This window comes from Bacillus sp. JJ1532, from assembly GCF_036965085.1.
In the GTDB taxonomy this organism is placed as follows: Bacteria; Bacillota; Bacilli; order Bacillales; family Cytobacillaceae; genus Cytobacillus.
Genome location: NZ_JBALOW010000015.1, coordinates 37787 through 50496, shown reverse-complemented (window position 1 = coordinate 50496; position 12710 = coordinate 37787). Strand labels below are relative to the sequence as shown.

Here is a 12710-nt window from a genome sequence, read left to right as displayed (position 1 = left end):
ATATTATTCTAATAAAATAAATAACTAATTTAGGAGGGAAAATATGAGCAAAAAAAACTTAAGGATCATTTTAATCGTCATACCATTTATCCTTATGCTCGTTGCAATACCTTTTGTTAATCGAATTCATCCTTTCATAATCGGATTGCCATTTTTTCATTTTTGGCTGCTTTTAGGGATGATAATCACTCCAATATGTACATTTATGATTTATCAATTAGATAAGTCGGAAGGGAAATTTAAATGATGCAAGGAAATTTAACAGCTTTGTTAATCACAAGTTTTATTGTTCTATCAGTTATTTTAATTGGATTTATAGCAGGACGGGATAAAGCTAGCAGAAGTTCCGTAGAGGAATGGTCTGTCGGCGGGAGACGTTTTGGCCCATTGTTAGTTTGGCTCTTAGTAGGTGCTGATTTATATACAGCCTATACTTTTTTAGGATTAACAAGTCAAGCCTATTCAAGTGGAAGCATTGCATTCTTTGTAATTCCGTATACGATTATTGCCTTTTTTATTTCCTATTTCTATTTGCCGAAGCTATGGGGAGTTTCCAAAAAATTCAAACTAACAACTCTTGCTGATTATGCGAAATTGAGATTTGGTAGTAAATTTTTATCCTTACTAATCGCAATTGTTGGAGTGTTAATGCTTATTCCTTATATTGATCTGCAGCTAGCTGGTATTCAAGATACACTGAAAGTTGCAGGTACAGGGTTTATTAATGTTAATGTAGTTGTTATTCTTTCATTCTTTTTAGTTGCCCTTTATACATTCTTTAGCGGAATAAAAGGACCAACCTATACAGCTATTATTAAAGACATTTTAATCTGGGTTATCATGTTATTCCTCGTTGTGACTATTCCAATCATCCACTTTGGAGGATGGGGATCCATGATGGATAAAATTGTGACTGAGACCCCTGAATTGTTAACCATCCCTACAACAGGGCCAAGAGGGATTCCTTGGTTTCTCACAGCTTCATTAGTATCTGGATTGGCATTATTTATGTGGGCTCACGGTGTAACAGGGGTATTTACTGCTAAAAGTACTGATGCCCTTAGGAAAAATGCAATTTATTTACCACTTTACAATATTGTATTGATTCTTGTTGTTTTCCTAGGATTTGCTGCATTTCATGTATTGCCAGAAGGCAGCGACCCGCGTTTCGCGCTGCTAAGTTTAATACAAGTATCTTACGGTGGAGTAGTTCAAGGACTATCCTATGCTACTATTGCACTAGCATCACTTATTCCTTGTTCTATCATGGCGATTGGTGCGTCCAATCTTTTTGCGAATAATATTTATCGAGATTTTATTAATCCAAAGGTTTCACCTGCAAAATTAACGATGATTACTCGCTCAATGGTATTTGTCGTTATTGGCCTAGCTTTAATCTTTGGGATGCTTTTCCCGACAGCACTTGTATCCCTACAGCTAATGGGAGTATCCGGAATGGTTCAAATCTTTCCAGCGATTGTCTTTAGCTTGTTCTGGAAAAAGCAAACAAAAGAGGCTACTACTATTGGGTTAATTGTTGGACTAGTTGTAACGTTTACGGTGTCTGGAACCGGAATGACATTCGGTATATATGAAGGCTTTTGGGGATTGTTGGCAAACGTCCTAGCCCTTGTTATATTAAATCCAATTTTTGTAAAAAGGATCAAATCGAATCAAGTAATGGATCAGTTATTTACTGAACAACAAAATATAGATGTGGAATTAAGAAAAAATGCCTAAAGCATCGATCTATTCACACTTGAAGTTAAACTCAAATTTTTTGTATTGATAAAAAGCTTGGGGTGGTTCTCTGTTTACAATCTGTATAGACATGAGATCCACCCCTTTGTTATTTAAAAAGAGTTCGTTTTTAAACACTTATCAGAATAGTGATCGGTTGAATAATATACATGACTTTTCTATAAATATGCCTCCTCTATAATGGTTAAAATCGGTAACACAGAACCCAATTTAAGAATATTTTATTACCGTATTGAAAAAGAGGAGGTAGATTGTCTTGCAATATCATATGACCATGAATGTTCATATGGATGATGAAAGTCGTTTATTTCCTTTCTTCGGACCCTTTGGCTTCCCTTTCTTTGGAATAAGAAGATTTGGACCGTTTTTCCCGTTCTTTATCTAAACTTCAACTCTATAAAAAGGCTTGCGGTACAAATGTACAGCAAGCCTTTTCTAAATTACAGCGCCCTTATTTTGTGCATGAATATATTCTGTAGTCTAGAGTGCCATGATACTTTGCCATTAGATTAAAATGCTGAAGGAAGACCGACTGGAGTTCAGGATCAATATAATTTGAGTACTGAAATTCAACATCCGGATTGTCTTGAAGGATCGAATGTTGATTCCTGGATATTTTTATGTTTTTGAATCCTGTATATTTCATTAAAGTAATCCAGTCCTTCTCTGAAAGGATGTGATCAAATCCATAAAATTGTTTAATTTCCTCTTTTTCATTTATTTTGAGCGGATGGTTAATGGTAAGCTCATTTGCAATGAACCGGCCCTCATTCTTTAATAAACGAAATATTTCCTTAAGTGATCTAGGTTTATTTACAAAAGCAAGAACAGATTCGGAAATAATAAAATCAAATTGATTACTCTTTAATGGACATTTCTCTATTGAACCTTGAATAATTTCTACAGGCAATTGGTGTTTTTTCATTCTTATTTTTGCCTTTTTTACCATGATTGGATTAATATCCATTCCCGTTACTTTTACACCGTATTTAGAAGCAAGGTAGGCAGCTGTTTGGCCAGTACCACATCCAACATCTAATATGTGAGAAGTGTTTTTAAGTTCCTCTAGCTTGAATATTTCCTTTGTTAATTGAATCCCCCCGGGGTGCGCACCGCCAACACCGAATTTAGACAAAAAATCTAAATACTTCCCAATTTGAATCACCCTCTTCAGATATCTTTTTTTGCATGATATGAAAGAAAAAGTAAGTGGTACCACAAATGTGGAAGAATAATGATAAAAAAGCCAAAACAAATTCGTTAATATATTATTTAATCAAGTCCTCGTTTTCAAGGTCCTTATCTAATTTTTGATCACTGACATCAGGGTCAAAAAAATTTGTGACTGAAATACCAGTTGATGTACTGATCCAGCCTCCAGCATTATTTGATCCACTCCCAGTCGGATCTTTTAAAGCAGATATAGGTGAAATAGACTTCGTATTACCGAAATTTACTATGCCTCCTGTCACTTTGTTTACTTGAATTTGTCCGAAAATGGATGCCATCTTATTAAATCATCCTTTTGAAAAAATAATTATATGGCAGTATATGTACTAATCATCAGTTTGAAACTTGGTTTAGCGGGAGGAAAATCTAGGATGTTAGCATAAGTTCCGGAATGCCAATAAGTTAAACAATCTTGTCTTATTAAATAAATGGCAAGATTGTTTGTCGGCTTCCTTAGCTCCTAAATAAAAATAATTGAAGTGCTTGCCCCCGCCATATGAATACTTAATACGCGGGGGCAGGCACTTTTTACGACTATTGATGTAGGAATATTCAGCCTTAATTCGGAAGAGGACTTCAGTGTGAGCTTGATATAGTATATTTAAGAAATTTATACCGTTAATTCAACCAATATTTAATAAGGGATTGATGGGACGTTTATAGATACAATCGTAGAGGCTAAAAATTGTTAGCAAAAGGTTATCTTTTACTGTTACCGATTTGTAACCTTTTTTGATTCAATCCTCATTATCATAAAGGCATATCACATCATTTCTTGACGACTAAATTTATTCAAATCGGTAGTATGCGGTTGAGAACTTAAATAATGCTGCGCTGGCAAAGTCGTAGACGAAGAGGGGATTTTTATGATGAATGAATACTTAGATTTATCACCCCACGATGGGAACTGGAAACATTTTAATCACATAGGCAAAACAGAAGTCCATATTCATTATGTGAGGATGGGGGCTGGAGAGCCTGTTCTGTTTTTGCATGGCTGGCCAGGTTTTTGGTATGATTGGCGCCATGTATTGCCAGAGTTATCAAAATCCTGCGATGTGATCGCTCCTGATCTAAGGGGATTTGGGAAGTCGGGAAAACCGGAAGAATTACCTGCTGTCGCTTATACTCCTGAAAATCATGTAGACGATCTTATTGGCTTAATTCATAGTCTTTCTTTGGATAAAGTAGTGGTCGTTGCTCACGATATTGGTGCAACCATTGCTCAAACACTAGTGAAAAAGTTTCCAGAGAGAGTAAAGTCTCTTGTACTCTTAAATCCTCCCTATGGAGGGATTGGAGAAAGAAGGTTTGATCCAAACATTCAAAGTGAGTTTTGGTATCAGCATTTTCATAACCTTCCTATTGCTGAAGAGATTATTGGTATGAACGATGCTTCATTAAGAGTGTATCTTACGTATTTTTATTATCATTGGATTGGTAAACGTGAAAAGCTTAGGGAAAATGAACTCCACTATATAATAGAAGAATTTTTAAAGCCGGGTGCTTTTAAAGCAAGCATTGCTTATTACAGGGCAAGGTCTGGGGCAAAGACATCAAGTGCCTTGTCCTCACAAATAATAGAAATGATCAGCCATAAGACAACCATTTTGTGGGGGAACGCTGACCCTGTTATCCGGTACGAATGGGCGGATAGAATCCCTGACTACTTTTCTGATGCAACCATTACCATTCTAAATAACATTGGCCACTTTGTTCCTTTTGAAGCACCGTTAGATGTTATTAAAGCGGTCAAGTCACATGTATAGAAATTAAATAAAATTGAATTAGTAGGAGGAGTTTAGGTTGTCCAATTATTCCTTGGCATTTAGAAGTATGGAGGGTGCCGGTAAGTTTAAACAAGTGTATGATGCTAATCTTTCATTATGGAAGGTAGATTACGAGAGTTTTTACGTTTCAACACGTTTCGGTGAAACACAATAATTGCATCAGGCCCTAAGGATGCTCCTCCATTAATTCTCTTGCACGGCTTTGGCTTTGGAGCGACTATCTGGTATCCCAATATCCATGAGCTTTGCCAAAATTATTGAACATATGCGATCGACATATTGGCGGATTTTAATTTAAGTGTAGTAGCAAAGCCTTATAAGGAAAAAAGGGACTGTGCCCAATGGCTTTCAGACGTTCTTCACGAGTTAGGAATAGAGCAGGCAGCAATATGCGGGCACTCAGCTGGCGGCTGGCAGGCCCTTAATTTTTCGATTCTTTATCCTGAAAAAGTTAATAAGCTCATCTTGTTAGCTCCAGCCGCTTCATTTATTCCTTTTTATAAACAATTCTTTTTAAAGCTATTCAGTATCATGATTATACCTAAACGATCTTTTGTCATTAACTCATTCTGCAACTGGTTTGTTGCGAAAGGGAATCAAGTGGAGCCAGGTTTATTTGAGCAGTTTTACTTAGGCTTAAAACATTATAAAATGACGAAAACAATTGTTCCCTCTGTTTTTAGCAATGAAGATTTTAAGAAAATTAGTATGCCGTCATTGATTATAGTTGGGGATAAGGAAGTCATCTATAATTATCAGGAAATGTTAAAAAATGCACAGCAGTTGATCCCTTATATTGAATCTAAAGTTATTTCCAATGCGGGGCATGCCCTTTCTATTGAGAAAGCAGATGAAGTGAATGAATGTATAATTAAGTTTTTAAATAAAGTGGATGTTCAACGATAAGATGAAGTTTAAGAACCATCATATTCGCGGAGGATCCCAAGGGATTTAGAAAAATGCCAAAAAATAGGTGTTTGAATCACCTCGCATAAGTTACAATTAAAGCAAAAAAAAAGGTGATTTTATGCTAGTTAAGCAGATTCTTAGGAAAAGCTATGTATGGATGCTGTTATTGATATTGATACTTAGTTCAAATTTCATATTGTATCGAACGCCCATTTCACCATTGGTTCTAACGGATGAAACGAAATGGGTTGTTCTTGGGTCTCTGCTTGATTTAGCAATTATTTCTCCATTATTAGTATTAGCCATAAATAAGAAAAAGGGTTCTTTCGTTAAGCGTTTTATTATTTTAATGGCAGGTGCGTTAATACTAGCAAAATTCTTAATCCCCATGAAATATTTTGAACCATTTATCTGGGCCTCCTATATTGGTTTTGGGGTTGAGGGACTATTGATTCTGCTAGAGTTGTCAGTGCTTTTCTTGCTAGTTCGATATATGCCTGCCATCATTCAAAAAGTGCGCAGCAGTGATGAAACTTTATTATTTTCCTTTCCAGTTGCCGTAAGGGAAAAAGTACGAAATCATCCCATTGTAAAAGTTTTTTCCTCTGAATTACTTATTTTTTACTATGCCTTTGCGTCATGGAGGAAAAGTCCACCGAAAGGAAAGGGGTTTTTCACCCTGCACACAAAATCTAGTTTACTGGCATTTCATATTATGCTGATTCATGCGATTGTAATTGAAACACTGGGGCTTCATTGGTGGCTGCACGATAAGTCCATCGTTTTGTCGATTGTTCTCCTTATTTTAAATGTATATTCCGTTATATTTTTTCTTAGTGAAATTCAGGCTGTCCGCCTAAACCCAGTCAAGTTAACAGACAATAACATATACTTATCCCTTGGCTCAGCAAAGAAAATGGTCGTTTCAATCGAAGATATTGCTGCTATTACAACGGACCAACAAGTATTAGAACAAAAAATAAATAGTAAAACCACGCTGGATTTTATTGCACGGGATTTTGAAGAGGTTCATCCTCATATGATTCTAGAATTAAAGACCCCTTGCCATGCGACTCTTTTCTTTGGAGTGGAAAAAACATATACAAGGGTAGCTATACGATTGGATGACCCGATAAAATTTCATCAAGAGTTGAAAAAGCGAATCAATATATGAAGCCTAAGTGAAATAAAGATAAAAGAAATGCGATTCCGAAATCAGAGAATCGCATTTCTTTTATTTCATTTTAATAGTCAATTCTTTTTCAATGGTTGCCGGATAGTCTAGTAGTATTAATTTAATTGGTCCAGGTGGTGCTGTAGAAAACATAAATGAAATGCCAGAGGAGTTAATACGGTTTAGACACCTGCCATATGGGATGATATCAGCCAAGGTGAAGGTATTGTAATCAGAAATTGATACAAATACTGGGAAATTTAATATAAATGAAAAATTAAATTAATATTTAGGTTATATAATTGTGTGAGAGTGGAATAATCAATTACTGCTAGCTTGAGAGAATTTAAGCAGGAATAAAACTAGAAAGGAGGAACAAAATATTGAACATGAAGAATAAAGAATCACATAAAAATGCAGATTTTAATGCCACATTGTTGGAACTGGAGTTTAACAAAAAGAGGTTTAAAAATGGAAAAGAGTATTATGATGAAGAACAGGATCAAAAGGCAATCAAAGATTATTATCATCAAATTGATTTTAATGAAGTGGACAAAAAAGAGTTATATAAGAAACTTAATCAGTTAATTACGAGTACACATGAAAATCAGCTCCCTTATAACTCTAAAACCCGGAATTATCTCTATTCAAGAATTGACCTCCATATAGACGGGAAGTTGAAGAGTATCTATTCCGGAAAAGAAAGAGATCCTGAACAAGTCATAAAAGATGATTATGAAGCAGAAAGAAAAAGAATAGAAGCCTATGCCAAGTTACAAAAAAGTGGCTCGAAAACCGATTATGAAATACAGATGGCGATGGCGTCCATTGAAAGTGAAAATATGTATAATTGTGAACATGTCGTTCCTCAGTCATGGTTTGATAAGGATAATCCGATGAGAGGAGATTTACATCATCTTTTTACGTGTGAAATAGATTGCAATTCATTAAGGTCCAATCATCCTTATTTTGATTTTGTGGACTATTCTCCTCAAATGGAAACGGAAGCGATCAGAGCACATTGCGGGAAATATCAAGAGGGTAAGTTTGAACCTGAAAGTGGAAAAGGTGAGGCTGCCAGGTCGACATTGTATTTTTTGTTAAGATATCCAGGAGAAATTAGCCGATATAGCAGTAAGGACATTGAGATGCTGCTAATATGGCATCGTGAATATAAAATATCCATTTATGAAAAACATCGCAACAAAGAGATCTTCAATATTCAAAAGAACAGAAATCCTCTAATTGATTTTCCTCAATATGCCGACAAAATCGATTTTACGTTAGGTTTATCATTGTGAATAAATAGAATTAAGTTCATATTTCGAGGCTATTTTTGTCATATGATTTTTTGTGCTTTTGTATAAAAATGAGAGAGTCTTCCCAAAGTCAGTTATCCTGACTTTGGGGAGCCCTTTTTGTTATTTGATTTTTATATTCACTTCTTTTTCTATGTTCATTGGATAGTCCAATATTTTCAGTTTAATCGGACCAGGCGAGGCCGTGGCTGCAGAATAGGGGACAATATATTGTATATAGTTATCCGTAGGTGACCAGCTTGCAGCATAAGATTTATCTTTATCAATTACATTGCCTTCTTGATCGATCGCATGCATGAACATCATGTTTTGAGCAAATTTGAGGTCAGTTTCTACTTTTATGAAAAGCTCATCTTTAAATAAACTTACCTCTGTTATTTTTCCATCCTTCGGCGCTTCTAGTATTTGATTATTTAATGGATCAATTTCCACCCAAAGTTTATCTTTATCAAGGGCACGAAGAGAACTAAATCGTAAGTTTAACTCCTTTGGGTTTGAGAAATAGTGGCTCTGCAAGTGGAAGATTAATTCATTTTCGTTAATTATTGTAGTTGGTAGTGAACTTAAATCCCAAACTTCCCCTTTTTCATCCACCATTTGAAGATCATTAATACCAAATAGTTGCTTACTGTTATTCGGATCAAATATTACGTGAACATCCGTTTGTGAAGGATACACTGTAACATCTTTAATCGTCAGTTCTTGATTTTCGACCGAGACTGTCTTGTTTAAAGTAAACATTTGCTTTTTCGCAAATTTCCCTTCATCTAACTGGAATGGGATCGACCAATGACCTTCCAAAAGGTTACCATCAACTTTGAACTTGCCGGAAAGGATAAGATCCTTCGGCAGCTCCTTAATATCGGAGAGTGAAACCCTTAATTCAAGAAGTGGATTTTCATTTAATGATCGAAATTGTCCATATACATTTTCTGTGAGCAATTCACCATTACTATTTAGCAGGTCGATAAACCAAGGTAAGACACGCTGTGATTCATCTTCAGCCTGAAAGTAATAAAACAAAATCAGATTCTTCTCATCATAAATGACAGAGTCTAAAGTTATTTCAATGTCACCAATTTTGTCGGATGTATCTACCTTTTGTATATAATCATTTTCAACTGTAGCCATTAATCCTTTATCATTTCGGACAAAATCAATTACTTGGCTCATTCCTGGAATATTTCTCATATAATCGGCCATCGTTTCGGAAACATTTACGGATGTGATGAAGGAAATCGCCAATATACTTGCAACTAACAATATTTTTACGGGGCGTGTTTTCCGGCCTCTAAGTTTTTCCCTTTTCGCACGCTGGATTCCTTCTAAGATGGCGGCATTAGCCCGATCATCAGAAAAAACAATCTCATTATAAAAATCTCTTGATTTTTCCAATTCTTTTTCTTCTTTTTCAAACATTCAGCCCACTCCTATCTTCCATTTGATTTCTCAGCGCTTTTAGTCCCTTGTACAGCCATGTTTTGATCGTACTTTCAGGGCTCTCTAATATTTCCGCAATATCCTTAATCCTTAGATCATGATAATACTTGAGAATAATCACTTCTCGGGAGCGGGAATCAATTTTCAACAACGCTTCTTGGATTTCTAATGTTTGAGAATGGTCCACTGTTTCTGCCAGGTTTTCTAATAATCCTGTGTCGGCGATTCTTTTTTTCTTTCGTGCTTGATCGTGACAGTAATTCAGCATGATTCGAATCAGCCATGTAGAGAAATATTCGGCTTCCTTTACTTTATGAATGGAGCGGTAGGCTCTAAAGGTCACTTCCTGCAATGCCTCCAGTGCATCCTCTTCATTACGGAGATAGGAAAAAGCAATTTTTAATAAGCGGATTTTATGGATTTGCATCAGTTCATAAAATGCTCCATCATCTCCTTTTTTTGCCTTTTTTATTAATGACATGATTTCCATGGATGTCCCCCCTTTTCCATTTCTACATATTAGACATTGGTTGCGTTCAAAAAGTCTTAATAAAATTTCAAAGATTCCCAAAAATCAGGTGTTGGAATCACTATCATAAGTTGCAATAAAAGTAAAAAAAGGTGATTTTATGCTAGTCAAGCAGATTGTTAGGAAAAGCTATGTATGGATGCTTTTATTGATATTAATACTTAGTTCAAATTTCATATTGTATCGAAAATCTATTTCTCCAGTTGTTTTAACAGAGGAAACGAAATGGGCTGTTCTTGGCTCTTTACTTGATTTAGCTATCATTTCACCGCTGCTAATATTAGCAATAAGTAAGAAGAAGGGCTCATTTGTTAAACGTTTTATTTTTTTGATGGCAGGTGGGCTAATACTAGCAAAATTTTTAATCCCAATTAAATATTTTGAACCATTTATCTGGATCTCCTATATTGGTTTTGCGATTGAAGGGCTAGTGATTCTGTTAGAAATCTCCATACTTTTTATGTTAATTCGCTATATGCCATCCATTATAAAACAAGTGCGCAAGAGTGATGAAACTCTTTTGTTTTCCTTCTCAGTTGCCGTATCGAAAAAGGTGCGAAATCATCCCATTGTAAAAGTTTTTTCATCTGAATTTCTTGTTTTTTACTATGCCTTTGCGTCATGGAAGAAAAGTCTTCTGTTCTAATGCTTGTTGATCCATAATGATTGCAACGATTTCTTCAAGTGGAACCACCATTTTCTTTGGCTAATCCTAGAGAAAGATATATCTGATTGTCTGTTATTTTGACTGGATTTAGGCGGACAGCTTGGATTTCCCCGAGAAAAAATATAACAGAATATACATTTAAGATTAGAAGAACGATCGACAAAACGACGGACTTATCATACAGCCACCAGTGAAGCCCAAGTGTTTCAATAACAATCGAATGAATCAGCATAATCTGAAATGCCATTAAGCTTGATTTTGTATGCAAAGTGAAAAATTCCTTTCCTTTCGGAGTAAATACTAAAACCACGATTGATTTTATAGCAAGAGATTTTGAGACCGTTCACCCTCATATGATACTAGAATTGAAGACACCTTGCCGGGCAACTCTTTTCTTTGGATTAGAAAAAAGTATTCAATAGTAGCTATAAGATTGGATGATCCTAATTCATTTTATCAGGAATTGAATGGACGGCTGTCAATCCTGGAATAGTGAAAGGGAGGCAAGTTCCATATTCATTAAAATATATTAATAAAGCGAACACGTACAAGGAAACTATGCGTGTTCGCTTTTTTTATTAAGAAGGTTGAGATTAAGGCCGTACTCCCCCTTTCAAATTAGGGATATTAGATCAACGGGTGTATGTTATTTTAAGGGGATTGGGAATATTCAAAAAAGTATTTGACAAAGAATTATAAAAAATATAAAATTTCATTAAAGTAACCGGTTACAATTGGGTAAACCGTTGTTAAATAAAGGTTTGTAACCTTTATTTTAAACCGATTACAAATCGTTAAATAAATGTTATGGCGGTGATTAAGTAAAGTGGCAGCAACTATAAGAGATGTAGCAAAACTATCAGGGGTTTCAGTAGCAACGGTTTCACGTGTAATCAATCAAATTAGCACCGTTAATCCTGAAACTCAAAAGAAAGTAAGAAAAGCGATGGAACAATTAAATTATGAGCCAAATCAAGTAGCACAGGGGCTCGCAAGCAAAAAAACACAGACGATAGCCTTGATACTTCCGAATATATCCAATCCATTCTTTTCGGATATCGTTAGGGCTGTAGAAGATGTTGCTCAGTCGAATGGGTTTACAGTAATTCTTTGTAACTCTGATGGACTTGTTTCAAAAGAACAGTCGTATATAGAAGTCCTTCGCAAGAAATACATTGATGGGATTGTATTTGCCTCTAACACATTGAGGAAAGAGGATTTTGAAAAGTTGAAGAAAGATAATATTTCAATAGTTGTTTTAGATTACTCCTCATCTACAGATTCATGTAGTATTGTTCGGGCTAAAAACCGTGAGGGAGCCCGTTTGGCAGTTCAGCATTTATTAGAAATTGGATGTGGGAAAATTGCACATATCTATGGGCCTTTAGATGACCAAACTGCCAGAAATCGACTTGATGGATATGAGGAGATGGTTCATTCATTGCCTTGGTATGCCCCGACACTACTTGTTCCTGGGCAATTTACGATTAACGGGGGCATTGAGGCTACAAAAATGCTTTTGGAAAAACATCCGGATGTGGATGGTATTTTTGCGGGGAATGATTTGATGGCGGTTGGTGTATTAAAAGCACTGCATCAAATGGGAAAGAAAGTTCCAGAGGATGTAGCTGTATGCGGTTTTGATGGCATCTATTTAACTGAGATTACACAGCCAGAACTGACAACAATCGCACAGCCGATCTATAAGATGGGGGAAAAAGCTGCAAATATATTAATCAAAAAAATCAATGGTTTGCTTGAGGAAGAAGATATTTATGAATTAGACGTGTCATTAATCAAACGAGAATCAACCGTAAAGGCTAATTTTTCACCTTTATGATAGATTGATAGATTTTGAAAAAAAATTATAACTTTTTATTAAGGGAGGAAG

Annotated in this window: 14 protein-coding genes; 9 read left to right on the top strand and 5 right to left on the bottom strand. The window is 35.5% G+C overall.

The window, feature by feature from the left end:
- Positions 1-43 precede the first annotated feature (43 nt).
- Positions 44-247, top strand: coding sequence for a DUF3311 domain-containing protein (locus V7122_RS06605; protein ID WP_335355427.1), 204 nt, complete (start codon positions 44-46; stop codon positions 245-247).
- Positions 247-1740 (top strand): sodium:solute symporter family protein, encoded by a 1494-nt coding sequence (locus V7122_RS06600; protein WP_335526140.1) that lies wholly within the window; start codon positions 247-249, stop codon positions 1738-1740. Before V7122_RS06605 ends, V7122_RS06600 begins: the two co-directional genes overlap by 1 nt.
- A 472-nt stretch (positions 1741-2212) precedes the next feature.
- On the opposite strand, the gene V7122_RS06595 is transcribed toward V7122_RS06600, so the two are convergent.
- Positions 2213-2896, bottom strand: a complete 684-nt coding sequence (locus V7122_RS06595) for a class I SAM-dependent methyltransferase (RefSeq protein ID WP_335526096.1) — start codon at positions 2894-2896, stop codon at positions 2213-2215.
- 133 nt (positions 2897-3029) lie between these two features.
- On the bottom strand, positions 3030-3269 hold the full coding sequence (locus tag V7122_RS06590; protein WP_335526095.1) for a spore germination protein: 240 nt from the start codon (positions 3267-3269) through the stop codon (positions 3030-3032).
- A 591-nt stretch (positions 3270-3860) separates the two neighbouring features.
- Between V7122_RS06590 and V7122_RS06585 the strand changes: the two genes are divergently transcribed.
- From V7122_RS06585 to V7122_RS06565, 5 genes are all read left to right on the top strand, one after another.
- The gene (locus V7122_RS06585) at positions 3861-4760 is read left to right on the top strand and encodes an alpha/beta fold hydrolase (protein ID WP_335526094.1); all 900 of its coding nucleotides are present in this window, start codon (positions 3861-3863) and stop codon (positions 4758-4760) included.
- Positions 4761-4797: 37 nt separating this feature from the next.
- Positions 4798-4935, top strand: coding sequence for a hypothetical protein (locus V7122_RS06580; protein ID WP_335526093.1), 138 nt, complete (start codon positions 4798-4800; stop codon positions 4933-4935).
- Positions 4936-5060: 125 nt separating this feature from the next.
- Positions 5061-5687: an alpha/beta fold hydrolase gene (locus tag V7122_RS06575; RefSeq protein WP_335526092.1), complete on the top strand. Its 627-nt coding sequence runs from the start codon at positions 5061-5063 to the stop codon at positions 5685-5687.
- Between the two features lie 121 nt (positions 5688-5808).
- A complete protein-coding gene (locus V7122_RS06570) occupies positions 5809-6864 on the top strand; it encodes a beta-carotene 15,15'-monooxygenase (RefSeq protein ID WP_335526091.1) in 1056 nt (351 codons plus the stop codon).
- 389 nt (positions 6865-7253) lie between these two features.
- Entirely contained in the window at positions 7254-8165 is a 912-nt protein-coding gene (locus V7122_RS06565) for an endonuclease I family protein (RefSeq protein WP_335347803.1), read from the top strand.
- Between the two features lie 120 nt (positions 8166-8285).
- Here the strand turns inward: V7122_RS06565 and V7122_RS06560 are convergent, their stop codons facing one another.
- Together V7122_RS06560 and V7122_RS06555 are read right to left on the bottom strand one after the other, a co-directional pair.
- Positions 8286-9602, bottom strand: coding sequence for a DUF4179 domain-containing protein (locus tag V7122_RS06560; protein WP_335526090.1), 1317 nt, complete (start codon positions 9600-9602; stop codon positions 8286-8288).
- Entirely contained in the window at positions 9595-10113 is a 519-nt protein-coding gene (locus V7122_RS06555) for a sigma-70 family RNA polymerase sigma factor (RefSeq protein WP_335526089.1), read from the bottom strand. Before V7122_RS06555 ends, V7122_RS06560 begins: the two co-directional genes overlap by 8 nt.
- Positions 10114-10252: 139 nt before the next feature.
- Here V7122_RS06555 and V7122_RS06550 point away from each other — a divergent pair, with 139 nt between their 5' ends.
- Positions 10253-10798, top strand: a complete 546-nt coding sequence (locus V7122_RS06550; protein ID WP_335526088.1) for a hypothetical protein — start codon at positions 10253-10255, stop codon at positions 10796-10798.
- 34 nt (positions 10799-10832) lie between these two features.
- Here V7122_RS06550 and V7122_RS06545 read toward each other — a convergent pair whose 3' ends face one another.
- The gene (locus tag V7122_RS06545; protein WP_335526087.1) at positions 10833-11087 is read right to left on the bottom strand and encodes a hypothetical protein; all 255 of its coding nucleotides are present in this window, start codon (positions 11085-11087) and stop codon (positions 10833-10835) included.
- Positions 11088-11645: 558 nt separating this feature from the next.
- On the opposite strand from V7122_RS06545, the gene V7122_RS06540 reads away from it, so the two are divergent.
- Positions 11646-12659, top strand: coding sequence for a LacI family DNA-binding transcriptional regulator (locus tag V7122_RS06540; protein WP_335526086.1), 1014 nt, complete (start codon positions 11646-11648; stop codon positions 12657-12659).
- Positions 12660-12710 lie beyond the last annotated feature (51 nt).